Source organism: Nocardia sp. NBC_01327 (genome assembly GCF_035958815.1).
Classification (GTDB): domain Bacteria; phylum Actinomycetota; class Actinomycetes; order Mycobacteriales; family Mycobacteriaceae; genus Nocardia.
In genome coordinates this window covers 6,752,246-6,778,688 of the sequence record NZ_CP108383.1, presented here as the reverse complement: position 1 = coordinate 6,778,688, position 26,443 = coordinate 6,752,246, and the positions used below count along the sequence as shown (strand labels likewise).

Annotated in this window: 18 protein-coding genes, 2 rRNA genes and 2 pseudogenes; 20 read left to right on the top strand and 2 right to left on the bottom strand. The window is 65.6% G+C overall.

The genetic code is table 11. The features are described from left to right. The first annotated feature begins 120 nt into the window (after positions 1-120). The 5 genes and pseudogenes from OG326_RS31300 to OG326_RS31280 all read left to right on the top strand — a co-directional run bounded on the left by OG326_RS31300 (position 121) and on the right by OG326_RS31280 (position 7,998). A 23S ribosomal RNA gene (locus tag OG326_RS31300) occupies positions 121-3,239 on the top strand. Positions 3,240-3,434: 195 nt separating this feature from the next. Continuing rightward, positions 3,435-3,551 (top strand): 5S ribosomal RNA (gene rrf / locus OG326_RS31295). Positions 3,552-5,323: 1,772 nt separating this feature from the next. Further along, positions 5,324-6,049 (top strand): annotated as a pseudogene (locus OG326_RS31290) (hypothetical protein); the annotation flags it as partial. 510 nt (positions 6,050-6,559) lie between these two features. Beyond that, complete coding sequence (locus OG326_RS31285; protein WP_327140738.1) at positions 6,560-7,462, top strand: HAD-IIA family hydrolase; 903 nt, start codon at positions 6,560-6,562, stop codon at positions 7,460-7,462. A 98-nt stretch (positions 7,463-7,560) separates the two neighbouring features. Then, positions 7,561-7,998 (top strand): GNAT family N-acetyltransferase, encoded by a 438-nt coding sequence (locus tag OG326_RS31280; RefSeq protein ID WP_327140737.1) that lies wholly within the window; start codon positions 7,561-7,563, stop codon positions 7,996-7,998. 4 nt (positions 7,999-8,002) lie between these two features. Here the strand turns inward: OG326_RS31280 and OG326_RS31275 are convergent, their stop codons facing one another. Next, a complete protein-coding gene (locus tag OG326_RS31275; RefSeq protein ID WP_327140736.1) occupies positions 8,003-8,761 on the bottom strand; it encodes a class I SAM-dependent methyltransferase in 759 nt (252 codons plus the stop codon). 138 nt (positions 8,762-8,899) lie between these two features. Here OG326_RS31275 and OG326_RS31270 point away from each other — a divergent pair, with 138 nt between their 5' ends. Genes OG326_RS31270 through recN form a run of 4 tightly spaced genes read left to right on the top strand, consistent with a single transcriptional unit; the run spans position 8,900 to position 12,827 of the window. Continuing rightward, on the top strand, positions 8,900-9,166 hold the full coding sequence (locus OG326_RS31270; RefSeq protein ID WP_327140735.1) for a hypothetical protein: 267 nt from the start codon (positions 8,900-8,902) through the stop codon (positions 9,164-9,166). 1 nt (position 9,167) lies between these two features. Continuing rightward, the gene (locus OG326_RS31265) at positions 9,168-10,040 is read left to right on the top strand and encodes a TlyA family RNA methyltransferase (RefSeq protein ID WP_327140734.1); all 873 of its coding nucleotides are present in this window, start codon (positions 9,168-9,170) and stop codon (positions 10,038-10,040) included. Continuing rightward, entirely contained in the window at positions 10,004-11,077 is a 1,074-nt protein-coding gene (locus OG326_RS31260; protein ID WP_442791066.1) for an NAD kinase, read from the top strand. Before OG326_RS31265 ends, OG326_RS31260 begins: the two co-directional genes overlap by 37 nt. Continuing rightward, the gene (recN, locus tag OG326_RS31255) at positions 11,055-12,827 is read left to right on the top strand and encodes a DNA repair protein RecN (protein ID WP_327140732.1); all 1,773 of its coding nucleotides are present in this window, start codon (positions 11,055-11,057) and stop codon (positions 12,825-12,827) included. Before OG326_RS31260 ends, recN begins: the two co-directional genes overlap by 23 nt. A gap of 79 nt (positions 12,828-12,906) precedes the next feature. Here the strand turns inward: recN and OG326_RS31250 are convergent, their stop codons facing one another. After that, a complete protein-coding gene (locus OG326_RS31250; RefSeq protein WP_327140731.1) occupies positions 12,907-13,326 on the bottom strand; it encodes an SRPBCC family protein in 420 nt (139 codons plus the stop codon). Positions 13,327-13,490: 164 nt separating this feature from the next. On the opposite strand from OG326_RS31250, the gene steA reads away from it, so the two are divergent. From steA to der, 11 genes and pseudogenes are all read left to right on the top strand, one after another. Beyond that, positions 13,491-14,702, top strand: a complete 1,212-nt coding sequence (gene steA, locus OG326_RS31245; protein WP_327140730.1) for a putative cytokinetic ring protein SteA — start codon at positions 13,491-13,493, stop codon at positions 14,700-14,702. 7 nt (positions 14,703-14,709) lie between these two features. Beyond that, positions 14,710-15,630: a copper transporter gene (locus OG326_RS31240; RefSeq protein WP_327140729.1), complete on the top strand. Its 921-nt coding sequence runs from the start codon at positions 14,710-14,712 to the stop codon at positions 15,628-15,630. Positions 15,631-15,729: 99 nt separating this feature from the next. Further along, a complete protein-coding gene (locus tag OG326_RS31235; RefSeq protein WP_327140728.1) occupies positions 15,730-17,457 on the top strand; it encodes a CTP synthase in 1,728 nt (575 codons plus the stop codon). 175 nt (positions 17,458-17,632) lie between these two features. Beyond that, a complete protein-coding gene (locus tag OG326_RS31230; protein ID WP_297628256.1) occupies positions 17,633-18,277 on the top strand; it encodes an NUDIX domain-containing protein in 645 nt (214 codons plus the stop codon). Positions 18,278-18,526: 249 nt separating this feature from the next. Next, positions 18,527-19,447 (top strand): site-specific tyrosine recombinase XerD, encoded by a 921-nt coding sequence (gene xerD / locus OG326_RS31225; RefSeq protein ID WP_327140727.1) that lies wholly within the window; start codon positions 18,527-18,529, stop codon positions 19,445-19,447. Positions 19,448-19,640: 193 nt separating this feature from the next. After that, a complete protein-coding gene (locus OG326_RS31220; protein WP_327146627.1) occupies positions 19,641-20,534 on the top strand; it encodes a ParA family protein in 894 nt (297 codons plus the stop codon). A 155-nt stretch (positions 20,535-20,689) separates the two neighbouring features. Beyond that, the gene (locus OG326_RS31215) at positions 20,690-21,565 is read left to right on the top strand and encodes a segregation and condensation protein A (RefSeq protein ID WP_442791065.1); all 876 of its coding nucleotides are present in this window, start codon (positions 20,690-20,692) and stop codon (positions 21,563-21,565) included. 227 nt (positions 21,566-21,792) lie between these two features. After that, complete coding sequence (scpB, locus tag OG326_RS31210) at positions 21,793-22,455, top strand: SMC-Scp complex subunit ScpB (RefSeq protein ID WP_442791064.1); 663 nt, start codon at positions 21,793-21,795, stop codon at positions 22,453-22,455. Positions 22,456-23,364: 909 nt separating this feature from the next. Beyond that, positions 23,365-24,225: pseudogene (locus OG326_RS31205) on the top strand (pseudouridine synthase); the annotation flags it as partial. A gap of 65 nt (positions 24,226-24,290) precedes the next feature. After that, entirely contained in the window at positions 24,291-24,959 is a 669-nt protein-coding gene (gene cmk, locus OG326_RS31200; RefSeq protein WP_327146624.1) for a (d)CMP kinase, read from the top strand. Next, positions 24,956-26,371, top strand: a complete 1,416-nt coding sequence (der, locus tag OG326_RS31195; RefSeq protein WP_327140726.1) for a ribosome biogenesis GTPase Der — start codon at positions 24,956-24,958, stop codon at positions 26,369-26,371. Before cmk ends, der begins: the two co-directional genes overlap by 4 nt. Positions 26,372-26,443: the final 72 nt, after the last annotated feature.

Sequence of the window (26,443 nt, the reverse complement as noted above, 5' to 3'; positions counted from 1 at the left end):
ACAAACGACAGGATTGACCTTTCGGTCATACCGCGGAACTTCGGTTCCGGCTGGTGCCGAGTAGAAGTGTCTTTCTTGTGTGTTGTTTGAGAACTGCACAGTGGACGCGAGCATCTTTGTTAGTAAGTGTGTAAGAGCGTACGGTGGATGCCTTGGCACCAGGAGCCGATGAAGGACGTAGGAGGCTGCGATAAGCCTCGGGGAGCTGTCAACCGAGCTGAGATCCGAGGATGTCCGAATGGGGAAACCCAGCACGAGTGATGTCGTGTTACCCGCGCCTGAATATATAGGGCGTGTGGAGGGAACGTGGGGAAGTGAAACATCTCAGTACCCACAGGAAGAGAAAACAACAGTGATTCCGTGAGTAGTGGCGAGCGAAAGCGGAAGAGGCTAAACCAGGAGCGTGTGATAGCCGGCAGGCGTTGCGTTCTTGGGGTTGTGGGATCTCTCTTCTCACCACTGCCGTGGTGGGCACAAGTCAGAAACCGTTGTGTTAGCTGAATTGGTCTGGGACGGCCAACCATAGACGGTGAGAGTCCGGTAAGCGAAAACTCAACGGCTTGTGTGAGAGACACCCGAGTAGCAGCGGGCCCGTGAAATCTGCTGTGAATCTGTCGGGACCACCCGATAAGCCTGAATACTACCTGGTGACCGATAGCGGACTAGTACCGTGAGGGAAAGGTGAAAAGTACCCCGGGAGGGGAGTGAAATAGTACCTGAAACCGTGCGCTTACAATCCGTCAGAGCCTTCGAACTTGTTCGTGGGGTGATGGCGTGCCTTTTGAAGAATGAGCCTGCGAGTCATCGGTGTGTGGCGAGGTTAACCCGTGTGGGGTAGCCGTAGCGAAAGCGAGTCCGAATAGGGCGCCCTTTAGTCGCACACTATGGACCCGAAGCGGAGTGATCTACCCATGGCCAGGGTGAAGCGACGGTAAGACGTCGTGGAGGCCCGAACCCACTTAGGTTGAAAACTGAGGGGATGAGTTGTGGGTAGGGGTGAAAGGCCAATCAAACTCCGTGATAGCTGGTTCTCCCCGAAATGCATTTAGGTGCAGCGTCACGTGTTTCACACCGGAGGTAGAGCTACTGGATGGCCTAGGGGGCCCACAAGCTTACCGAAGTCAGCCAAACTCCGAATGCCGGTGTGTGAGAGCGTGGCAGTGAGACTGCGGGGGATAAGCTTCGTAGTCGAGAGGGAAACAGCCCAGATCGCCGGCTAAGGCCCCTAAGCGTGTACTAAGTGGAAAAGGATGTGGGGTCGCGAAGACAACCAGGAGGTTGGCTTAGAAGCAGCCACCCTTGAAAGAGTGCGTAATAGCTCACTGGTCAAGTGATCCTGCGCCGACAATGTAGCGGGGCTCAAGTACACCGCCGAAGCCGCGGCATTCAGACATTATCCCGCCTTCGGGCCAGGAGTCTGGATGGGTAGGGGAGCGTCGTATGGCCAGGGAAGCGGCGGAGTGATCCAGCCGTGGAGGCCATGCGAGTGAGAATGCAGGCATGAGTAGCGAAAGACGAGTGAGAAACTCGTCCGCCGAATGACCAAGGGTTCCTGGGCCAGGTTAATCCGCCCAGGGTGAGTCGGGACCTAAGGCGAGGCCGACAGGCGTAGTCGATGGACAACGGGTTGATATTCCCGTACCCGTGTATCCGCGCCCAATGGCGAATCAGTTGTGCTAACCATCCAAAAGCGGTCTTACCGAGCCTTCGGGCGAGGGGGAGCGTGGCTGCATGGGACCCCGGTTGTAGTAGTCAAGCGATGGGGTGACGCAGGAAGGTAGCTGGGCCCGGTAATGGTTGTCCGGGTGTAAGCCTGTAGGGCGTTGTGTAGGCAAATCCGCACAACATGTAGCCTGAGAGGTGATGCGTAGCCGATTGAGGCGAATTCAGTGATCCTATGCTGCCGAGAAAAGCCTCTAGCGAGCTGGTACATGGCCCGTACCCCAAACCGACACAGGTGGTCAGGTAGAGAATACTAAGGCGATCGAGATAACTGTGGTTAAGGAACTCGGCAAAATACCTCCGTAACTTCGGGAGAAGGAGGGCCTTGTCTGGTGACGGAACTTGCTTCCCGAGCTGGGTGAGGTCGCAGAGACCAGTGAGAAGCGACTGTTTACTAAAAACACAGGTCCGTGCGAAGTCGTAAGACGATGTATACGGACTGACGCCTGCCCGGTGCCGGAAGGTTAAGAGGACCGGTTAGCACTTCGGTGCGAAGCTGAGAATTTAAGCCCCGGTAAACGGCGGTGGTAACTATAACCATCCTAAGGTAGCGAAATTCCTTGTCGGGTAAGTTCCGACCTGCACGAATGGCGTAACGACTTCTCAGCTGTCTCAACCACAGACTCGGCGAAATTGCATTACGAGTAAAGATGCTCGTTACGCGCGGCAGGACGAAAAGACCCCGGGACCTTCACTATAGCTTGGTATTGGTGTTCGGTACGGTTTGTGTAGGATAGGTGGGAGACTGTGAAGCGGGCACGCCAGTGTTCGTGGAGTCATCGTTGAAATACCACTCTGATCGTATTGGACTTCTAACCTCGGACCATGATCTGGTTCAGGGACAGTGCCTGGTGGGTAGTTTAACTGGGGCGGTTGCCTCCCAAAATGTAACGGAGGCGCCCAAAGGTTCCCTCAGCCTGGTTGGCAATCAGGTGTCGAGTGCAAGTGCACAAGGGAGCTTGACTGTGAGACCGACAGGTCGAGCAGGGACGAAAGTCGGGACTAGTGATCCGGCACCGGCAAGTGGAAGCGGTGTCGCTCAACGGATAAAAGGTACCCCGGGGATAACAGGCTGATCTTCCCCAAGAGTCCATATCGACGGGATGGTTTGGCACCTCGATGTCGGCTCGTCGCATCCTGGGGCTGGAGTAGGTCCCAAGGGTTGGGCTGTTCGCCCATTAAAGCGGCACGCGAGCTGGGTTTAGAACGTCGTGAGACAGTTCGGTCTCTATCCGCCGCGCGCGTCAGAAACTTGAGGAAGGCTGTCCCTAGTACGAGAGGACCGGGACGGACGAACCTCTGGTGTGCCAGTTGTCCTGCCAAGGGCACGGCTGGTTTGCTACGTTCGGAAGGGATAACCGCTGAAAGCATCTAAGCGGGAAGCCTGTTCCAAGATGAGGTTTCTCACCCCCTCGAGGGGTTAAGGCCCCCAACAGACCATTGGGTTGATAGGCAGGAACTGGAAGCCCGGTAACGGGTGCAGGTGACCTGTACTAATAGGCCGAGGACTTACCAACAAAGAAGCTACGCGTCCACTGTGCGGTATCTGAAACAACACACAATTCTGTGTGGCGGTGTTTCAGGGGCCTCGAGCTCTTGAACCCCCGGAGGAAGATATCCGAGGCTTTTGCCTCGACCACCCTTACTGGGTGTTCGAGGGCAAGGCCCTCGAATCTTTCTCTGGCACATGGGATGTGACAGTTTCATAGAGTTACGGCGGCTATAGCGGTGGGGAAACGCCCGGTCCCATTCCGAACCCGGAAGCTAAGGCCACCTGCGCCGATGGTACTGCACTCGACAGGGTGTGGGAGAGTAGGACACCGCCGGAACATCCTTCACGAAAGGGGACCCACATGTGGGTCCCCTTTCGTCGTTTTAGACCCGGTGCCGCCTGGACGCTCAGCGGCGCGTGATTGAATTTGTGGTGGCGGGCTGTGCCGCCAACCCTCACGCGCGCCAGCGCCGCGGGCCGGGTACCGCAGGCAAACTATAGAGAGGGATCACCGTGGCGGAGCAGAGCGACGACCGTAAACCTTTCCGCCGTAGCGGCGGATCCGGTGAGGGCGGCAGCAGCCGGCCGGCGCGCGACAATAGTTCGGGCGATCGGCGCGACCAAGGCAAGTCGGGCTTCAATCGAAGCAGCAGCGGCGGCGGTGGTTTCAATCGTGACGGCGGGCGTGACGCCGGGCGCGGTAGCGCGGGTCGCGGTGACAGCGACCGTGGTAGCTCCAATCGGAGTGAAGGCAGCCGAGGTGGCGGCTTCAACCGGGAGGGCGGCCGCGATAACGCAGGGACCCGTGACAGCGGCAGCGCCGGCTACGGCCGTGGCGGCTCCAACCGTGAGAACCAAGCTCGCGACGGTGGCCGCAGCGGTTTCGGCCGTGGCGAGAGCCGGGACAGCAATTCCGGCAGTCGCGGCGGATTCAACCGCAGCAGCGATAACCGGAGCAGTGACAGCCGCGGCGGCGACAGCCGTGGCGGATTCAACCGCGATAGCAATAGCGGTGAGCGCGGTGGATTCAACCGTGGCGGCGCGAGCGGTGGCGGTTTCAATCGCAGCAGCGACAGCCGAGGCAGCAGCGACAGCCGTGGTGGCGGCTTCAACCGGTCCGGCGAAGGCCGTGACAATGACCGCGGCGGATTCCGCCGTTCCGGTGAAAGCGCTGGTAGTGACCGTGGCGGGTTCAACCGTGGTGGCGATAGCCGCGGTGGGGACAGCCGGGGTGGGTTCAATCGCGATAGCAATAGTGGTGGTGGGTTCAACCGCAGCAGCGACAACCGCGGCGACAGCCGGGGTGGCGAGCGCGGTGGATTCAACCGCAGTGAGAGCCGTGACAGTGATCGCGGTGGTTTCAACCGTGGTGGCGCGAGCGGTGGCGGTTTCAATCGCAGCAGCGACAGCCGTGGCAGCGACAGCCGCGGTGGCGACAACCGTAGCGGCGGGTTCAACCGCGGCAGTGACAGCCGGGGCGATAGCCGGGGTGGCGATCGTGGCGGCTTCAACCGCGGTGGCGATAACCGCAGCAGTGAGAGCCGTGGTGGCGATCGCGGTGGATTCAACCGTGGCGAAGGCGACCGCGGTGGGTTCAATCGTGGTGGCGATAGTCGCGGTGGGGACAGCCGCGGTGGTTTCAACCGCGATAGCAACAGCGGTGGCGGGTTCAACCGTGGCGGCGATAGCCGCAGCAGTGAGAGCCGTGGTGGCGATCGCGGTGGGTTCAATCGCGATAGCAATAGCGGTGAGCGCGGTGGTTTCAATCGCGGTGGCGATCGCGGTGAAGGCGATCGTGATGAGCGAAAGAGCTTCGGCCGCAGTGGTTTCGGTGGTGGCGACCGGCCGAGCTCGGGTGGCGGTTTCAATCGCGACCGCGCCGACCGTCCGGACCGTGATCGTGCCGACCGGCCCGCTCGTGACCGCGCTGAGCGCCCGGATCGTGACCGCGCCGACCGGCCGGATCGGGATCGTGCGGAGCGTCCGGATCGGGATCGTTCCGAGCGTCCAGCCCGGGACGATGCGGCGCGTTCCGACCGTAGTGAGCGTCCCGCCCGTGCGGAGCGTCCCGAGCGTTCGTCCTTTGCCGGTCGTGACGATTCGTCCGACCGTCGTCGTGGCGGCGAGGGTGCGCGCTTCGGCGGCGATTCCCGTGGTGGCGAGCGCCGTGCGAGTCGCCCGGATGAGCCGGAGTTGCCGGAGGAGGTGCAGGCCTCGGATCTCGAGCCCGCTGTGCGCCGCGATCTGCTGAGCCTGGACAAGACCAATGCCGATTCCGTGGCCCGGCACCTCATCATGGTGGCGCAGCTGCTGGATGAGGATCCGGAGCTCGCCCTCGAGCATGCGCGTGCGGCCCGTCAGCGTGCCGGTCGTATTGCGGTGGTGCGTGAGACCAATGGTGTCGCGGCCTATCACGCCGGTGAGTGGGCGGAGGCGCTGTCCGAGCTGCGTACCGCGCGCCGCATGTCCGGCGGCGCCGGTCTGCTCGCGGTCATGGCCGACTGCGAGCGCGGCCTCGGCCGTCCCGAGCGTGCCATCGAACTGGGCCGCAGCGATGAGGCCCGCCTGCTGAAGGGCGATGAGGCCACCGAGCTGCGCATTGTGGTCGCCGGCGCCCGGATGGATCTCGGTCAGTACGACCAGGCCGTGGTGAGCCTGCAGACCGCGGAATTGGATCCGTCCAAGACGGGTCCGGCGTCCGCGCGCCTGTTCTACGCCTATGCCGAGGCCCTGCTGGCCGCCGGTCGGGCGGAGGAATCGCTGACCTGGTTCATGAACGCCGCGTCCGCCGATACCGAGGGTGAGACCGACGCCGAGGACCGCGCTGCGGACCTGGCCGAGGGCGGATCCGGGCATTCGGAGTGGACCTCCGCCGTGGCCGACGGCGCTGAATCCGACGAAGACGACGAGTCGGACTGGACTGCCGCCGTGAACGACGGCACCGAGGACGACGAAGACGCGGACGCCGAAGACGACGAGGACGACTTCGCGGAAGCGGACGACTTCGACGATGAAGATGACGACGACTCGGACGTAGTGCCGCACGCCGTCGCATCGACCGAGAAGTCCGCGAGCGCTGACGAGTCCGCGAGCGCTGACGAGTCCGACGAGTCCGACAGCGCCGATGAGGCCGAAAAGCCCAGTGGCGCTGACCCGGTCGAGGAATCCGACACTGCGAGCGCCGCCGACACCGCGGCCGCGGACAAGGCCGAGGACGGCGACAGCAAGAAGTAATCGGCCGCATGCGAGATCTGGCCGTGGCATCGACCTAGTAGGCTGGCCGTCCCTGTATGGGGCGGCCAGCCGATCGGTTTCGGGCGAAGAAAGTGTGAGAGGGGCGTCGTAATGCGGCTACGGGATCGGTTCGGCGCACTGCTGCTGGATCTGGATGGCACCCTGTATCGCGGGCACGAGGTGATTCCCGGTGCGCCGGAAGCACTTTCGGGCGCACCGGAGCAGCGTCTGGCCTATGTCACCAATAATGCCAGTCGCTCCGCCGCCGCGGTGGTGGTGCATCTGCGCGAAATCGGTTTCACCGCAGGCGAAGACGATGTCGTCACCAGCGCGCAGGCCGCCGCCCATCTGCTCGCGGCCCGTCTCGAGCCGGGTGCGTCGGTACTCGTGGTCGGCACCGATGATCTCGCGGCCGAGGTGACCGCCGTTGGCCTGCAACCGGTTCGCCGTTTCAACGGTGTCGCCCCCGCCGCCGTGGTGCAGGGCCATTCTCCGGAGACGGCCTGGCCGGATCTGGCCGAGGCCGCGTACGCCTTGCGCGCCGGCGCGCTCTGGGTGGCCGCGAATACCGATGCGACACTCCCGAACGAACGCGGTCTGGCTCCCGGCAACGGTTCCATGGTCGCCGCCCTGCGCACCGCCTCCGGCCTCGAACCCATTGTGGCGGGCAAGCCCTACGCGCCCCTGCTCGAGGACGCCCTCACCCGGGTCGGCACCCGGGAGGCCCTGGTGGTCGGTGACCGCCTCGACACCGATATCGACGGCGCCCACACCGTCGGCCTCGAATCCTTCCTGGTTCTCACCGGCGTGAGCACCCTCGCGGACCTCCGCACCCAGCCCCCCGGCCGCCTCCCCACCTATATCGCGGAATCCCTTGACGCTCTGAATCATCCGGTCGCCGATACCGCACCCATCGCGCCCGGCGACGGCGATATCGCCGATGTCGTCGGCGCTCTCCTGCAGAAGCACCCCGGCCGCGCGATCGCCGTCGCGGCCCCGCCCGCCGCCCGATAGGTGATTTTCACGGTCCGGCATTCCCTCGAAATTGGTTTGCCGGACTTTCCGGTAAGTGGCCCTGTAGTCATCACTCCGCATTCACTACCGTCGATACGGTGACCGAAGTACGCGAAATTCCCGCAGGACAGACCGAATTGGCCGCTCCGGCCTTGCTGGCGCTGCGCCCCCGCTGGGAAACCGCCGCCGCCATTGTCGACCTGATCGATACCCGCCTTCGCCCGGCAGGTTATCGGCTCGTCGGCATTTTCGACGATGCTTCCGATACCGCCGTCGCGGTCATCGGTTTCCGGGTCGCGTATTCGACGGCCTGGGGCCGTCATCTCTATGTCGACGATCTCAGCACACTGCCGCAGTCCCGTGGCCGCGGCCACGGTGACACCCTTATGCACTGGATTCGGAATGAGGCAGTCGACCTCGAATGTGAAGCGGTGCAGCTGGATTCCGGTGTAGCCCTGGACCGGGCCCCGGCGCACCGCCTGTACATGCGGCACCACCTGGCCATCACCGCACACCACTTCACCCTCGGATTGTGAAGTCCTACTCGGGCTTGCGGGCTTCGAACAGTGTCCGCGAGGAGTGAGCGAGGAACGGTCCCTCGGTGGTGATCTGCTGATGGAGATCGTGCAGGCGATCCCGGTATGCCGCCACGGTGAAGCCGGGGACCATCCAGATGACTTTACGAAGGAAGTAGACGACCGCGCCGATATCGTTGAAGCGCATGGGGAGTCGTTCGGTGTGACATTGGACGATATCCAGCCCGGCGGTGTGGGCGGCGGCGGCTTCGGTCGAGGGGTCTCGGCCCTTGCGGGCCTGCGGCTGCGGTCCGAGGAAGTATTCGACGAGCTCGAACACACTGGCCGGGCCCACATGCTGCGCGAAGTAGGTTCCGCCCGGTTGCAGGACGCGGGCGATCTCGTCCCACCAGATGGTTGCCGGATGGCGGCTGGTCACCAGATCGAAGGCCGCATCGGCGAAGGGGAGCGGCGGTTCGTCCGGATCGGCGACCACCACCGCGCCGCGCGGGTGCAGCAGCCGGGTGGCCTTGGCCAGATTCGGCGGCCAGGACTCGGTGGCGACCATGGTCGGCGGGAGCTGCGCGGCCTCGGCCAGCACCTCACCGCCGCCGGTCTGAATATCCAGCGCCGCGCGGGCGCTCGCGAGTCGCTGTGCCTGCTGCCGCTGATACCCCCACGACGGCCGCTGTTCGCTGGCGCGCCCGTCCAGCCAGGAGAAGTCCCAGCCGGCTACCGAGACGGTGTCGGCTTCGTCGACGAGGTCTTCGAAGTTGCGATCCATTTGCCCGATTCTGCCAGGGCCGTCCACCGGATTTCCGCACCGCGCGGCGCCTCGCGGTGGAGTCGATCGGACACACGAGCCGAACCTTCGTGGCCTGGATACTGTTCGAATGCAAGTTCGGGTAGCGTTGTCGCCACCATGAGTACGCCCACGCCCCACCCGCCGTTTCCCGCCCCGGGACCCCGTCCGGGGATGCCGCTGCCGGGGCAGCATGTGCCAGGTGCGAACCAGGAGTTCGCCGATCCGGCGCGAGTGCGCGCGGATGTCGACGCGCTGCTGACCGAATTGTCGGCGGGCGCCCGGGATTCGGCCTCCGACGGCACCGATATGGTGCGCCGCGCTCGGATTCTGGAGCAGGCGCACGAGGTGCTCGTGCAGGCCCTGGCAACGGTGGACAAGATCTAGGGTGGCCAGACGCGCACGGGTGGACGCCGAACTGGTTCGCCGCGGGTTGGCGCGGTCGCGGGAACACGCGGTCGAGCTGATCGACGCGGGCCGTGTCCTCATCAATGGAACCGTTGCCACCAAACCCGCCACCGGCGTGGAGACCGGCGCTCCGCTGCTGGTGCGCGATGAGCCGAACGAGGTGCAGTGGGCCTCGCGCGGCGCGCACAAGCTGCTGGGCGCGCTGACGGCCTTCGAAGCCGAGGGCGTCTCGGTCGAGAACAAACGCTGCCTGGATGCCGGCGCGTCCACCGGCGGATTCACCGATGTACTGCTGTCCAAGGGCGCCAAGGAAGTGGTGGCCGCGGATGTCGGCTACGGGCAACTGATCTGGCGTCTGCAGAACGATGATCGCGTGCTGGTGCACGATCGCACCAATGTGCGCGCGCTCACTCCCGAACTCATCGGCGGCACAGTCGAATTGGTGGTCGCCGACCTGTCGTTCATCTCCCTGGCCCTGGTATTGCCCGCGCTGGCCGCCTGCTGCGCGCCGGGCGCGGATCTGCTGCCCATGGTGAAACCGCAGTTCGAGGTCGGTAAGGATCGCCTCGGATCCGGTGGCGTGGTGCGGGATCCGGCGCTGCGGGCCGAAACGGTGCGCGAGGTGGCCGCCGCCGCCGCGAAGCTGGGTCTGCGGACCCGCGGTGTGGTGGCGAGCCCGCTGCCGGGTCCGTCCGGGAATGTCGAGTACTTCCTGTGGTTGCGTAAGGATGGAGTGTCGGACCCGAGCGATACGGTGTCCGCTGCGAGCTCTGCGTCCGCCGTTTACAGTGCGGAGGAGCAGGCTCGGGTAGCGACATTGATCGAGCGGGCGGTGGAGGAGGGACCACAGTGAATTCGCGGGAGACCGGGCGGGAGATCCTGCTGGTCGCGCATCCGGGTCGCACCGAGATCACCGAAACCGCGCATCGGGTGGCGAAGATCTTCGACGAGGCGGGCATCGGCCTGCGGGTGCTCGAGGACGAGGCGTACAGCACCCGTTTCGATCTCGACACGCCCAGCGAGGCCGTCGGCTATCCGGTGCGGATCATGCCGCACGGCCCGGATGCGGGTGTCGGCTGTGAGATGGTGCTCGCACTCGGTGGTGACGGCACCTTCCTGCGCGCCGCCGAACTGGCGCGTGACGCGTCGGTGCCGGTGCTGGGAATCAATCTGGGCCGCATCGGTTTTCTGACCGAGGCCGAGGCCGAACACCTCGATGAGGCGCTGTCCCAGGTGGTTCGGCGCGATTACACGCTCGAGCAGCGCATGACCATCGATGTCAGTGTCCGCGTGGACGATGTGATCGTCGAACGCGGCTGGGCATTGAACGAGGCCAGTATCGAAAACGCCGCGCGCATGGGCGTTCTCGAACTGGTGCTGGAGGTGGACGGCCGCCCGGTGTCGGCCTTCGGCTGCGACGGGGTGCTGATCGCCACGCCGACCGGTTCGACGGCCTATGCTTTCTCCGCCGGCGGTCCGGTGGTGTGGCCGGAACTCGAAGCGCTGCTGGTGATTCCGAGCAATGCCCATGCGCTGTTCGCGCGCCCGCTGGTCACCAGTCCGGCGTCGCGAATAGCGGTGGAAACCGTTGCCACCGGCCACGATGCCATTGTTTTCCTCGACGGCCGACGCACCCTCGCACTGCCGCGGGGCGGCCGGGTCGAGGCGGTCCGCGGGGCCGAGCCGGTGCGATACGTGCGGTTGGATTCCGCACCGTTCGCCGACCGGATGGTGCGCAAGTTCCAGTTGCCCGTGACAGGCTGGCGAGGCCGCCCGTCTGCGCGGTCAGGCGCGGAGACGGCGGCCCGTGTAACCACGGAGCGTCCGAGTGCAGGCGAGATAGATAACCGCCGAACGGAGAGCACGAGTGCTGACAGAGATCAGGATTGACGGGCTGGGCGTAATTTCCACCGCCACCGCGCAATTCCATGAGGGTTTGACCGTTTTGACCGGTGAGACCGGTGCGGGCAAGACGATGGTGGTGACGAGCCTGCACCTGCTCAGCGGAGCCCGCGCCGATCCGGGGCGGGTACGACTCGGCGCCTCGCGCGCGGTGGTCGAAGGCCGCTTCACCGTGGACGATGTCCACGAGGGGGCCATCACCGAGGTCGAGGAGGTGCTCGAATCCTCCGGCGCCGAACGCGATGACGACGGCAGCATCATCGCCGTCCGCACGGTGGGCAGCGACGGCCGCTCCCGCGCGCATCTGGGCGGCCGCGGCGTCCCCGCCTCGGTGCTCTCGGATTTCACGACACCGCTGCTCACGGTGCACGGCCAGAACGATCAGCTGCGCCTGCAGCGCCCGGATCAGCAGCTGCACGCGCTCGATCAGTTCGCCGCCGATTCGGTTTCGGGACTGCTGAAGAAGTACCAGAAGGTGCGCCGGGTCTGGCTGGACGCGCGCAATCAGTTGGTCGAGCGCACCGCCCGCAGTCGCGAATTGGCGCTCGAGGCCGATCATCTGACCCAGTCGCTGATCGAAATCGATGCCATCGCACCGGAACCCGGTGAGGATGAGCGCCTCGTCGCCGAGGTGCACCGGCTCTCGGATCTGGATTCGCTGCGCGAGGCGGCGTCGACGGCGCACGATGCGCTCGCCGGTCCCTCGGACACGCCCGGTGAGGGTTCGGGTGCGCTGGATCTGCTCGGCACCGCCCGCGCCCGCATGGAAGCCGCCGATGATCCGGCCCTCGTGGGCCTGGCTCCCCGTCTGGGCGAGGCCATTTCGGTGGTGGTGGACCTGACCACCGAACTCAGCTCCTATCTGTCGGATCTGCCGTCGGATCCGGGCGCGCTCGATTCCATGCTCACCCGGCAGGCCGAACTGAAGACGCTCACCAGGAAGTACGCACCGGATATCGACGGTGTCATCAAGTGGGCCGATGAATCGCGCCTGCGCCTGGCCTCTCTGGACGTCTCCGAGGAGGCCCTGGCCGCCCTGGCCGCGGAGGTGGAGACCGCGGCGGTCAAGGTCCGGGAGGCCGCCCGCAAACTCACCGCCGCGCGCACCAAGGCCGCGGGCAAGCTGGCCACCGCCGTCAGCACCGAGCTCGGCGGTCTGGCCATGGGACGGGCGCGGCTGGAGGTCCTGGTGCAGCCGGTGCCCGCCGGAGTGCAGGATTCCGCCCCGCTCACCCTCGACGGCAAGGAATTGCACGCCGGTTCGACCGGTGTGGACGAGGCCGAGTTCCGGCTCGCCGCGCATTCGGGCGCACAGCCACTTCCCTTGAGCAAGAGCGCGTCCGGTGGTGAGCTCTCGCGCATCATGCTGGCGCTGGAAGTGGTGCTGGCCAGCTCCGAACACGGCACGACCATGGTTTTCGATGAGGTGGACGCCGGCGTCGGTGGCCGCGCGGCCGTCGAAATCGGCCGCCGCCTGGCCCGATTGGCCCGCACCCACCAGGTCATCGTGGTCACCCACCTGCCGCAGGTGGCCGCCTTCGCCGATACCCATCTGGTGGTCGACAAGGTCGATGACGGCAAGGGCGTCAATTCCGGCGTCCGCGCGCTGACCCGGGACGAGCGCGTTGTCGAATTGGCCCGCATGCTGGCCGGTCTCGACGACACCGAAACCGGCCGCGCCCACGCCTGGGAGCTGCTGACCACGGCGGACGCCGAAAAGGTCACCGCCGCCAGCTGATCCGCGAACCAGCAGCGAAACACCGAGGGCCCGCGGAGATTATCCGCGGGCCCTCGGTGCATGCATGATGCGGTGCGTCCTACTTGACGGCCTTGCGGGCGGCGCCGAGGAAGGTATTGATCAGGCTCTTGAGCCCGACCTCGAGCGCCTTGGCCGGAACGGGCAGGCTGGGCTCGGACTCCATGGTGTAGACGACCCGGGTGCCGCCGGGCGCATCGGTCAGGCTGATGGTGCCCACGTGACGCTTGACGGGCGCGCCCTTGACCACCTTGTAGACGATGCGCTCGCCGGGGACCAATTCGGTGGTCTCCTCGGTGAGGCCGAGGCCGCCGAGGCCGATCTTGTACTGGGCGCCGACGCCGGAGGGGCTTTCGGCGCCCGGCCTGACGAGCGAAAACTTAACCGGCAGATAGGCATTGAGCGAATCTCGGTCGCTGAAAAGCTTGTAGACGACATCGCGCGGAGCGGACAGGACAGTATCGACGGTGGTGCTGGCCATAACGGTGGGTCTCCTCTCGAACCGTAGTGCGGAGCTTAGCCTTACCGATGGGTAAGTAGACAGTCCCGTCTGGGACATTCCATCGCAGGCATCACAGTGACGAATGCTGAAGGACCGGCGCGCCTCCACCAATGGTTGAGACTTTCCGGTAAAGATCGATCGTTATGAAGATGCCGGCCCTGTTGACGCGTAGCACTGAAACGCTCCCCGGAATTGTCGGGATGGCCCGGGTCGACCGCAATACCAGGCGTCTGCTGCAGCGCGTGGGACCGGGTGATGTGGTCGTCCTGGACGAAATGGATCTGGATCGGCTCACCGCCGACCGGCTCGTCGAGGCCGGCGTGGCCGCGGTCGTGAACGCCTCGCCGTCCATCTCCGGCCGCTACCCGAACCTGGGGCCGGAGGTGCTGGTGGCCAATGGAATTCTGCTGCTGGACACCCTCAGCTCCGATGTGTTCAAGAAGATCAAGGACGGCACCAAGGTCCGCATCGACGGCAGCGTCATCTACGCCGACAAGCTGACCAGGAAGGAGCCGGACGCCCTCGTCGAGGGCATCGAGCTCACCGAGTCGAGCATTTCCGAGCGCATGATCGAGGCCCGCAACGGCCTGGCCGATCATCTGGAAGCGTTCGCGGGCAACACCATCGAGTTCATCCGCACCGAGAGCTCGCTGCTCATCGACGGCATCGGGGTGCCCGAGGTCGCGATCGACATGAAGAAGCGGCATGTCGTGGTTGTCGCGGACGGTCCCGAGCATGTGACGGACCTCAAGCGCATCAAGCCGTTCATCAAGGAGTACGCGCCGATCCTGATCGGCGTCGGCCGCGGCGCGGATACCCTGACCCGCCACGGCTATCGCCCCGATCTGATCGTCGGCGATCCGGAGGAGATCACCGCCACCACGCTCAAATGCGGTGCGGAGGTGATCCTGCCTGCCGATACCGACGGGCACGCAAAGGGTTTGGAGCGCATCCAGGATCTGGGCATCGGCGCGACCACCTTCCCGTCCTCGGGCGCGCCCGCCGATCTGGCGCTGCTGCTGGCCGATCATCACGGCGCGACGCTGATCGTCACCGTGGGCGCGGCCGCCTCGCTCGACGACTTCTTCGACCGTGGCCGCCGCGATTCCAATCCGGCCACCTTCCTGACCCGTTTGAAAATGGGCACCAAGCTCATGGACGCGAATGCCGTTGCGGCGCTGTACCGGCACCGCGGTTCCGGCTGGGCGCTGGCACTGGTCGTCATGGCCGCGCTGGTGGCCCTGATCGTGGTGCTGCTGGCGACGAATATGGGGGGTGAGGCGGCGACCTGGTTCACCGAAACCTGGCATCGCGGCTCGCACTGGTTGCAGGTTCAGCTCGATCAGCACAGGTAGGGGACAAGTGATTTCCTTTCGCCACCACGCCGTTTCGATCGCCGCCATCTTCCTGGCCCTCGCGGTCGGCGTGGTGCTCGGCACCCGCACGCACAGCGACGGGTTGTTTCCGGGCACGGGGAACCGTCAGCAGGTGGACTCGCTGACCGCTGAGAACAGCAGGCTCACAGAGCAATTGAAGGCTGCCGACAGTTTCCTGTCCGATGCGGCGGGCAAGGTGCTCGCGAACAGCCTCGCCACCAAGAGCGTGCTGCTGTTCACCACACCCGATTCCGACAGCGCCGATGTCGACGCCGTCGCCGCGGCGCTCACCACCGCGGGTGCGGCGGTCACCGGCCGGGTGGCGCTGACGGGGGCCTTCACCGACTCCTCGGAGAGCGATCGGCTGCGCACCGCGCTGACCAATGTGGTCCCGGCGGGCGCGCAGCTCAAGATCGATGCCGCGGACCAGGGCAGCCTGGCCGGCGATCTGCTGGGTCAGGTGCTGCTCACCGATCCGGCCAACAATCAGCCGCGCGGCACCGAGCAGGAACGCGGGCTCGCGCTGGAGACCTTGCGCGGCGGCGGATTCCTGACGTTCGCAGACGTGAAGCCCGCACAGTTGGCGGTCGTGGTGGCCGGTGACGGCGCGCGGTCCGGCGAGAACAATCGCGGCACCATTATCGCCAGGTTTGCCGCGGCATTGCGCGCACACGGTTCCGGGGTGGTGCTCGCGGGTCGCTACGGGGCGGCCGACGGACCCGGTCCGATCGCCGTGGCGCGCTCGGAAGCGCCGCTGGCAACAATCACCACCGTGGACAATGTGGACCACGAGATCGGCCGCATCACCACGGTGCTCGGGCTCACTGAGCAGCTGAACGGCGGCACCGGGCGATACGGCACGGGCGACAAGGCGACCTCGCTCACAGTCGCCGCCATGCCGCACTGACCCATCGAGCCAATCACGGGCAATTTCCGTCGCATGGGATCGGCGCGGACTCGCGTGGCATTCGATCGGCATCCCGAATCCGTGTTACCGTGAAGTCCCGTGGGTCAATCACGGATTCCGGCGCGCGCGGCCACGAAACACATCTTCGTCAGCGGTGGTGTCGCCTCTTCACTCGGCAAGGGTCTGACCGCCTCCAGCCTCGGTCAGCTGCTCACGTCACGCGGTTTGCGTGTCACGATGCAGAAGTTGGATCCGTACTTGAACGTCGATCCCGGCACCATGAACCCTTTCCAGCACGGAGAGGTGTTCGTGACCGAGGACGGCGCGGAGACGGACCTCGACGTGGGTCATTACGAACGGTTCCTAGACCGCGATCTCTCCGGGATCGCGAATGTCACTACCGGCCAGATCTATTCGACGGTCATCGCCAAGGAACGTCGCGGCGAGTACCTCGGTGACACCGTGCAGGTCATCCCGCACATCACCGATGAGATCAAGAATCGCATCCAGGCCATGGCCGGACCTGATCTGCACGGGCAGGTTCCGGATGTGGTCATCACCGAAATCGGTGGCACCGTCGGCGATATCGAATCGCAGCCTTTCCTCGAGGCGGCGCGGCAGATTCGGCACGACGTGGGTCGCGACAACTGCTTCTTCCTGCACGTCTCGCTGGTGCCCTACCTGGGTCCCTCGGGCGAGCTCAAGACGAAGCCGACCCAGCACTCGGTGGCGGCGCTGCGCAATATCGGTATTCAGCCCGATGCGCTGATCCTGCGCTGCGATCGCGAAGTGCCGCAGCCGCTCAAGAACAAGATCGCGCTCATGTGCGACGTGGAGGTGGATGCCTGCATCTCGACTCCCGACGCACCGTCGATCTACGACATTCCGAAGGTGCTGCACCGCGAGGGCCTGGACGCGTACGTGGTGCGCCGCCTGGGCCTGCCTTTCCGCGATGTGGACTGGACGGTGTGGGGTGGTCTGCTGGATCGGGTGCACAACCCGCGCGAGCACGTCACCGTCGCGCTGGTCGGCAAGTACGTCGATCTGCCGGACGCCTACCTCTCGGTCACCGAGGCGCTGCGTGCGGGCGGTTTCGCCGCCCATGCCAAGGTGAACATCCGCTGGGTGCAGTCCGACGAGTGCGAGACCGAAGCGGGCGCGCGGGCGCATCTGCACGATGTGCACGCGGTGCTGGTGCCCGGCGGCTTCGGCATCCGCGGCATCGAGGGCAAGGTCGGTGCGATCAAGTACGCACGCACCCACGGCATTCCGCTGCTGGGTCTGTGCCTGGGCATGCAGTGCATGGTGATCGAGGCGGCGCGTTCGGTGGGTCTCACCGATGCCAACTCGACCGAATTCGAGCCGGACGTCAAATATCCGGTCATCTCCACCATGGCCGATCAGCAGCAGGCCGTGGCCGGTGAGGCCGATCTCGGCGGCACCATGCGACTGGGCGCCTATCCGGCGATCCTGGAAGCGGGTTCGGTGGTGGCGCAGGCCTACGGCGAGACCGAGGTGTCCGAGCGGCACCGGCATCGCTACGAGGTCAACAACACCTACCGCGACAAGATCGCCAAGAGCGGTCTGAAGTTCAGCGGTACCTCCCCGGACGGCAAGCTGGTCGAGTTCGTGGAGTTGCCGCAGTCCAAGCATCCGTTCTTCGTCGCCACCCAGGCGCATCCGGAGCTCAAGTCGCGGCCGACCCGTCCGCATCCGCTGTTCGCGGCGCTGATCGGGGCGGCTCTGAAATACAAGCTGGCCGAACAGCTTCCGGTGGATGTCCCGGCCGAGGCCGAGCCCGCCGATGGCGAGAAAGTGACCAGCTGACCCGGGAGGGTTGCTCGTGCTTCACAGGGTGACTACTGATTTCGTTCGGTCGGGGTAACTCCTGGGGTACCCCGAAATCAGGTTGGCACCCGACCGCCGGCACGCGTCCCCGACTGCGCACGGCACCCAGCCGTGCGCAGAAGTTCCGGGGAGGCGGGAAAGCTATGGTTGCTGCATGGCTGAATCGGCGCCCGGAACGCATGAATTCGACACCGTCTCGAGTCGCACCGTGTATTCGGGTGCGATCCTGGCCCTGCGGCTGGATCAGGTGGTCATGCCCGGCGGCAAGGTCGCCGAGCGCGAGGTGATCGAGCACCATGCCGCGGTGGCCGTCGCGGCGGTGGACGAGGACGACAATGTGGTGCTCATCAACCAGTATCGGCATCCGATCGGGCGGCGACTACTGGAGCTGCCCGCCGGATTGCTCGACAAACTGGGGGAGGACCCGCTCGAGGCCGCCAAGCGGGAGCTGGCCGAGGAGACCGGCCTCGCCGCACGCGAATGGTCGGTGCTGGTCGATATCGCACTGTCCCCGGGATTCACCGATGAGGCGCTGCGCATCTACCTGGCCTCCGGAATCTACGAAACCGAGCAGCCCGAACCGGAATTGGAAGAGGCCGACCTGCAGGTGCTGCGGGTGCCGCTGGCCGAAGCGATGCGCGCCGCGCTCGCCGGTGAGATCACCAATGCGACAGCAGTCGCAGGTGTGACAGCGCTGATCGCCGCGCGTGCGAGTGGCGCCGAACTGCGCCCGGCAGACGCGCCCTGGCCGGGTATGCCCACCGCCTTCCTGGAACGCAAAGCGGCCCAGCGCGACTGATCTCGCCCACCCAGGCCGCGACTGATCTCCCCCACCCCGGCCGCGACTGCTCTCGCATACCCCGGCCGCGACTGCTCTCGTCATCCCGGCGTGCTTTTGGCCGGGATCCAATCCCGCTGCGAGATCCCGGCCAAAAACATGCCGGGATGACGGGTGCGCGCAACCGGGATGACGAGGGGTCTACGCAAATCGGACGCGCGGGATTCGCGGTAGCGGTTGCCTGTCGGTGACTGCTGCCATGATGTGCACGTGCTGAGCCGCCAGATCGACGTCTACCTGGATCATTTGACGGTGGAGCGCGGGTCGGCCCGGAATACGCTCAGCGCCTACCGTCGTGATCTGAGCCGGTATCGCGGCTTCCTGGACGGCCGGGGGATCGATACCCTGGCACGGGTTTCCGAGACCGATATCTCCGATTTCATGGTGTCCCTGCGCGCCGGCGACGCCGATCATCCGGCGCTGGCGGCCAGTTCCGCCTCGCGGGCCCTGGTCGCGGTGCGTGGCCTGCACAAATTCTCCGCGGCCGAGGGTGTGACCGATGCCGATGTCGCCCATCCGGTGAAGCCGCCCAGTCCCGCCCGTCGATTACCCAAAGCGCTCCCGTACGACCAGATTTCGCGATTGCTCGACGCGGCGGGCGGGGATGCCGCCGACGGCCCGCGCGGTCTGCGCGATCGGGCACTGCTGGAATTGCTCTATTCCACGGGCGCGCGCATCTCCGAGATCATCGGCCTGGACGTCGACGATATCGATGCCGCCGATCGTGCTGTGGTGTTGCGCGGCAAGGGCGGTAAGCAGCGCATGGTGCCCATCGGCCGTCCCGCGCTGGCCGCCGTCGACACCTATCTGGTGCGCGGCCGTCCCGCACTTTCGGTGCGCGGCAAGGGAAACAGCGCCCTGTTCCTCAATCATCGCGGTGGCAGGCTCTCGCGTCAGTCCGCCTGGCAGGTGCTGCACACCGCGGCCGAGCGGGCCGGTATCGCGGCGCACGTTTCCCCTCATACGCTGCGACATTCGTTCGCCACGCATCTGCTGGACGGTGGCGCGGATGTACGTGTGGTGCAGGAGTTACTCGGTCATGCCTCGGTAACCACCACGCAGATCTACACTCTGGTGACCGTCGGCACGTTGCACGAGGTATGGGCGACAGCCCATCCGCGGGCCCGCTAGCCAGCCTGAAGTGCGGGTTTAGGGTGCGTGTCCGAGCGTGGGTCTGGTACTGGCAGACGGTAGCGTCTATCAGTGAACCGGCCGCACACGCGGCCGGGCGCGCCGTCCACCGGCACATTCGGTCGGGCGGAGCAAGGGCAGGAACGTCGAAGGAGTAGCGGACGTGACGAAAGCCGGTGGTGCGGGCCAGCGGATCGAGACCGCCGCGCAAACCCTGTGGGAGGCGCCCGATGTGGACGCCGGCGCGGAACTCGGTCCCACTGGGCGACCGCTGCGCGATATCCCCGATCCGAACCCGGTCGATCACACCGGCGACGCTCTGATCGTGGCCATGTGCAATCAGAAGGGCGGCGTCGGCAAGACCACCTCGACCATCAATCTCGGTGCGGCACTGGCCGAACACGGGCGCAAGGTGCTGCTGGTGGATCTCGATCCGCAGGGCGCGCTGTCCGCGGGACTCGGTGTGGCGCATCATGATCTCGATATGACCGTGCACAACCTGCTGGTCGGGCCGGGCAAGGTCAGTGTCGATCAGGTGCTGATGAACACCAAGGTCGAGGGTATGGACCTGCTGCCCAGCAATATCGACTTGTCGGCGGCGGAGATTCAGCTCGTCAACGAGGTCGGCCGCGAGCACACGCTCGGCCGCGCCCTGGCGCCGCTGCGCAATCGCTACGACTACATCCTCATCGACTGCCAGCCGTCGCTGGGTCTGCTCACGGTGAACGCGCTCGCCTGCGCGGACGGTGTGATCATTCCCATGGAGTGCGAATACTTTTCGCTACGTGGGCTAGCGCTGCTCAATGACACCGTGGAGAAGGTCCGGGACCGGTTGAATCCGGCGCTCACCCTGTACGGCATCGTGGTCACCATGTTCGATGCCCGCCTGCTGCATTCGCGTCAGGTCATGACGCGTGTGGTCGAAGTGTTCGGCGATCTGGTGTACGACACGGTGATTTCGCGGACCGTGCGTTTCCCGGATGCCAGTGTCGCGGGTGAGCCCATTACCACCTGGGCGCCGAAATCCGGTGGTGCGGAGGCGTATCGGGCTATGGCGCGGGAAGTCATTCACCGGTCGGGCCGTTGAACGATTCGCCCGACCGCACGACCGCGCACTCTCCGGCGGACGTGGATACTCCTTTGCCCGATGCACCCGTGGATGTGCCCGAGGCACTCGTGGATTCGCCCGAGACACCTGCGGGGGATGGCGGCATCGTCGCCGATATCGTGGCGATCGAGGAAATCGTCGCCGCGCCTATCGCTGAAATCCCTGCAGATACCGGCAATTCAGACAAAAAGGTCGGCTTTCATCTGCAGCTGACCAACTTTCAGGGGCCCTTCGATCTGCTGTTGCAGCTCATCAGTTCCCGGCGCCTGGACGTCACCGAGGTGGCGCTGCACAAGGTCACCGATGAATTCATCGCCTACACCAAGGCTTTGACCGCGAGCATGTCCGAGGAGACGGGTCTGCGCGCGGACAAGATCCTCGATCAGACCACCGAATTCCTGGTGGTCGCCGCGACGCTGCTGGATCTGAAAACCGCGCGATTGCTGCCGTCCGGTGAGGTCACCGACGAGGAAGATCTGGAATTGCTCTCCGCGCGCGACCTGCTTTTCGCGCGGCTGCTGCAGTACCGCGCGTTCAAGCAGGTGGCAGAGCTGCTGGGCGAGCTCGAGGCGGCTGCGCTGCAACGGTATCCGCGCGCGGTGTCGCTCGAGGAGCGCTACCTGGCGCTGCTGCCGGACGTTACGCTGGGAGTGGATGCCGCGGGATTCGCGGAGGTCGCCGCGGCGGCCTTCACCCCGCGCCCGATCCCCACGGTGGGCCTGGATCACCTGCACAATCACGCCATTTCGGTCGCCGAACAGGCGGCGCTGGTGCTGGAGATGCTCAAGAGCCGCGGGGTCGGCGGCTGGACCACCTTCCGGGAGATCTGCGCCGACTGCGAGGTGGCGGTGCAGATCGTCGCCCGCTTCCTGGCGCTGCTCGAGCTCTATCGCGGCAAAACGATCGAGTTCGACCAGCCCGACCCCCTGGGCCCGCTCCGCGTGAGCTGGCTCGGCGAGCTCGCCGACCAACCGGCGGAACCCGTCACTATCGAGGAAGACTACGGATGACCGACGCGATGCAGCAGTCAGAGGCAGTGCACCAGTCGAGCGACGCTGTGTCCGAATCCAGTGCTGCTGTGTCCGAACAGGGCGGGGTCGTGGCCGGCGTCGGGTCCAGCCCCAGCGATGCATCCGTCCCCGCAGATGCGGTGGCCTCGTTCGGCGAGACGAAGTCGGAGGCGGCAGCGCGCGCGCACGAACCGAGCGCGACGGCCGGGGAATTCGGGCAGACGCGGCTGGATATCGGGGATGTGGTCGAGGACTTCGATCCGGGTGCGCTGGACGAGGACGAGTTCCGGTCGGCGCTCGAGGCGATGCTGCTGGTGGTCGACGCGCCCGCGCCGGTCGATCTGCTCGCAAGTGCGGTGAACGACACACCTGTGCGGGTCGAGCGGGCATTGCGCGAGATGTCGGCGGAATTGAGCGCCCGCCGCAGTGGCATGGATCTCAGATTCGTGGGTGACGGATGGCGTTATTACACGCGGACGGAGTTCGCACCCTACGTGGAACGTATGCTGTTGGACGGCGCACGCACGAAGCTCACTCGCGCCGCTTTGGAAACCCTGGCGGTGATCGCCTATCGTCAACCGGTTACCCGGGCCCGAGTGAGTGCGGTGCGCGGAGTGAATATCGACGGCGTGATCAGGACCCTGCTGGCGCGGGGACTGCTCACGGAGGCCGGAACGGACGCGGAGACGAACGGCACCCTGTACGTCACCACCGAGCTGTTCTTGGAACGGATCGGGCTCGCGTCACTGTCGGATCTGCCGGCGTTGGCGCCGCTGCTCCCGGGCGTCGACCTGATCGATGAGATCAACGAGAGCTTGGACACCGACCCTCGGTACACCAGGCTGAAAAAACCGGCCGAGGCGGATATCAACCTCGGCACCGAAGACTGAAATTAGGACAACGTGAATACTCCCGCTCGCCGAGATGGCACACCGGAACGTAGTAAACGTGGATTCGAATCGCCCCGGGGCGATTCGCAGGCCGCCCGAGGCCGGACCGACAGGTCCGCGCAATCCCGGGGTGGCGATTCATATGGAAGTGGCAATTCGCGTGGTGGCGGCTCCGCCCCACGCACCGGATCACGCGGAGACTCGCAGTCGTGGGGTGGCGGCTCGTCTCGCGGAGGATCCTCGGACAGTTCGCGTGGGGGACCCCGCGGCGGCTCCGGATCGTATGAGGGCTCGCGGGGCGGCTCCGGTTCGTACGAATCGCGCGGCGGCTCGGGTTACCAGGGCTCACGCGGTGGTTCGTCCGATTCCCGTGGTGGCTCCGGTTACCAGGGCTCACGCGGTGGAACGTCTGACTCGCGTGGTGGTTCGGGTTACCAGGGTTCGCGTGGTGGTTCGTCTGATTCGCGCGGTAGCTCGGGTTACCAAGGCTCACGCGGAGATTCGCGTGGCGGCTCCGGTTCGTACGACTCGCGCGGTGGATCGTCCGACTCGCGTGGTTACCAGGGTTCGCGCGGTGGTTCGTCTGATTCGCGTGGTGGCTCGGGTTACCAAGGCTCGCGCGGAGATTCGCGTTCCTTCGGTAGCGGCGACTCGCGTGGTGGCTCCGGTTACCAGGGTTCGCGTGGTGGTTCGTCTGATTCGCGTGGTGGCTCGGGTTACCAAGGCTCGCGCGGAGATTCGCGTGGTGGCTCCGGTTCGTACGACTCGCGTGGTGGTTCGTCTGACTCCCGTGGCGGCTCCGGCTACCAGGGTTCGCGTGGCGGTTCGTCCGATTCGCGTGGTGCTGCGGCTCCCCGTGGCGCGGCGCCGCGCGGCGGACGCCCGACGGCTCCGAGCACCGCTCCCGCGCCCAAGAAGGCCAAGGTGCATCGTCCTTCGCCCGCGGTCGCGGTGATGCTCAGCAATGCCAAGCCCGCCAAGCACCAGAACGTCGACCCGGCGGAGACCGCGGGTCCGAAGAAGCTGCCGTGGGGCGAGGGCGAGCGTCTGCAGAAGGTGCTGGCCAAGGCCGGTGTCGCCTCGCGTCGCGTGGCCGAGGACATGATCGATGCGGGTCGCATCGAGGTCGACGGCAAGATCGTGAAAGAGCAGGGTCTGCGGATCGATCCGGAGAACGCGATCGTTCGTGTTGACGGTGTGCGTGTTGTCGTGCGCGATGAGCAGGTCTACCTCGCGCTGAACAAGCCCAAGGGCTGGCAGTCCACCATGTCCGACGAGATGGGCCGCCCGTGTGTCGGCGATATCGTCTCCGAGCGGATCGCGGCCGGCCAGCGGCTCTTCCACGTCGGCCGCCTCGACGCCGATACCGAGGGCCTGCTGCTGCTCACCAATGACGGCGATCTGGCGCACCGCCTGATGCACCCGTCCTTCGAGGTCTCCAAGACCTACCTCGCCACGGTCAACGGTGAGGTCAACAACCGCAATGTCGGCAAGCTGCTGAAGGACGGCGTCGAACTCGACGACGGCCCGGCCAAGGTCGACAAGTTCCAGGTGCTCGAGGTCGGCCAGGGCAAGTCGCTGGTCAAGCTCGTGCTGCACGAGGGTCGCAAGCACATTGTGCGTCGTCTGCTGGCCGAGGTCGGCCATCCGGTGACCGCGCTGGTGCGCACCCATGTCGGTCCGGTCGCCCTGGGCGATCAGCGGCCGGGCGCTCTGCGTGTGCTGGGCCGTGACGAAATCGGGAAGCTCTACGAGGCGGTGTCGTTGTGAACGGTGTGGGAAGTGTGAAAGATCGGCTTGCCGGGCTCACCGGGTCCTCGTCGCTGGTCGTTGCCATGGACGGTCCGTCCGGTACCGGCAAGTCGAGTGTCTCGCGGAAGCTGGCCGCCCGGCTGGACGCCGCCTACCTCGATACCGGCGCCATGTACCGGGTGGCGACCCTGCGCGTGCTGCGCAGCGGCGTCGATCTGGACGATGCCGAGGCCATTGTGGCGGCCGTCAAGGAGCTGCCGCTGACCATCGGCACCGATCCGAGCCGGGAGCTGATCCTGCTCGACGGTGAGGATGTGTCGGAGGAGATTCGCGGCAATGCGGTGACCAAGGCCGTGTCCGCGGTGTCCGCCGTGTCCGAGGTACGCGACCAGTTGGTCGCGCTGCAGCGCGGTATCGCGACGACCGCGGGCCGGATTGTGGTCGAGGGCCGCGATATCGGCACCGTGGTGCTGACCGACGCCGATGTGAAGATCTATCTGACCGCGTCCGCCGAGGCACGGGCCGAGCGCCGCAATGTGCAGAACATTGCCGAGGGCCGCGGCGACGATTTCCAGGCGGTGCTCGCCGATGTGCAGCGCCGCGACAACCTCGACTCCACCCGCAAGGTGTCGCCGCTGCGTCCCGCCGAGGACGCGATTCTGGTCGACACCAGCGAGCTCAACAAGGACGAGGTTATTGACGAGCTGTATCGCGTTGTGCGGCAGCAGATTTCGGCAGGAGGCGCGCAGTGACGCAGGACACCTTCGCCGGTGACGGCATTTGGTCGGATGAAGCCGACTGGGAGATCGCCGAACTCGAGGGCGAGCATGCGGCGGAAAATCTGCCCATGCCGACGCTGGCCATTGTCGGCCGGCCGAACGTGGGCAAATCCACGCTGGTGAACCGTATTCTGGGCCGCCGTGAAGCGGTGGTCGAGGATGTCCCGGGTGTGACCCGGGACCGCATTTCGTACGAGGCCAACTGGGCCGGACGGCGTTTCCTGGTGCAGGACACCGGCGGCTGGGAGCCCGACGCCAAGGGTCTGCAGCAGGCCGTGGCCCGGCAGGCCGAGGTCGCCATGCAGACCGCCGACGCCATCGTGCTGGTCGTGGACGCCACAGTCGGCGCCACCGCGACCGATGAAGCCGTGGCGAAGGTGTTGCGGCGCAGTAAGACTCCGGTCATTCTGGTCGCCAACAAGGTCGACAACGGCAAGGTCGAATCGGATGCGGCCATGCTGTGGTCGCTGGGTTTGGGTGAGCCCAAGATGGTTTCGGCCACGCACGGTCGCGGTACCGGTGATCTGCTCGACGAGATTCTCGTCCAGCTGCCCGAAACCCCGCGTGAGGGAACAGGTCTGGTCGGCGGCCCGCGTCGTGTCGCGCTGGTCGGCAAGCCGAATGTCGGCAAATCCAGTCTGATCAACAAGCTTTCGGGCGTGGAGCGGTCGGTCGTGCACGATGTGGCCGGCACCACCGTCGACCCGGTCGACTCGCTGGTCCAATTGGGCGGCAAGCCTTGGCGTTTCGTCGACACCGCCGGTCTGCGGCGCAAGGTCGGCAATGCCAGCGGCACCGAGTTCTATGCCTCGCTGCGCACCAAGTCGGCCATCGAGGCCGCCGAGGTCGCGGTCATCCTCATCGATGCCTCGCAGCCGATCACCGAGCAGGATCTGCGGGTCATCACCATGATCTCGGAGACCGGCCGGGCGCTCGTGATCGCCTACAACAAGTGGGATCTGGTCGACGAAGATCGCCGCGAGCAGCTGGAACGTGAAATCGATCGCGAAATGGTGCAGGTCCGCTGGGCGCAGCGGGTGAACATCTCGGCCAGTACCGGCCGCGCTGTGCAAAAGCTCGTTCCCGCAATGGAAACCGCCCTGGATTCCTGGGACAAGCGCATCTCCACCGGCCGCCTGAACAACTGGCTCAAGGAAGTAGTGGCCGCCACCCCGCCCCCCATGCGCGGCGGCCGCCTCCCCCGAGTCATGTTCGCCACCCAGGCCTCCACCCGCCCCCCGACGTTCGTCCTCTTCACCACAGGCTTCCTCGAGGCCGGCTACCGCCGCTTCATCGAGCGCAAACTCCGCGAAGAGTTCAACTTCGACGGTTCGCCGGTCCAGGTCAACGTCCGCGTCCGCGAAAAGCGCGACCGCAAGAAGTAACCGCCCCACCGATAGGCCCCCGGCACCCCACCGGGGGCCTATCGCATACCCACTGGCGGGCTCCGCCGGTCC

What these genes read in the sequence shown, in the direction of transcription:
- OG326_RS31285 (WP_327140738.1), top strand. Translation starts at nt 6,560, where the DNA reads ATGCGGCTACGGGATCGGTTCGGCGCACTGCTGCTGGATCTGGATGGC.
- OG326_RS31230 (WP_297628256.1), top strand. Translation starts at nt 17,633, where the DNA reads ATGGCTGAATCGGCGCCCGGAACGCATGAATTCGACACCGTCTCGAGT.
- OG326_RS31270 (WP_327140735.1), top strand. Translation starts at nt 8,900, where the DNA reads ATGAGTACGCCCACGCCCCACCCGCCGTTTCCCGCCCCGGGACCCCGT.
- steA (WP_327140730.1), top strand. Translation starts at nt 13,491, where the DNA reads ATGAAGATGCCGGCCCTGTTGACGCGTAGCACTGAAACGCTCCCCGGA.
- OG326_RS31250 (WP_327140731.1), bottom strand. Translation starts at nt 13,326, where the DNA reads ATGGCCAGCACCACCGTCGATACTGTCCTGTCCGCTCCGCGCGATGTC.
- cmk (WP_327146624.1), top strand. Translation starts at nt 24,291, where the DNA reads ATGGACGGTCCGTCCGGTACCGGCAAGTCGAGTGTCTCGCGGAAGCTG.
- OG326_RS31275 (WP_327140736.1), bottom strand. Translation starts at nt 8,761, where the DNA reads ATGGATCGCAACTTCGAAGACCTCGTCGACGAAGCCGACACCGTCTCG.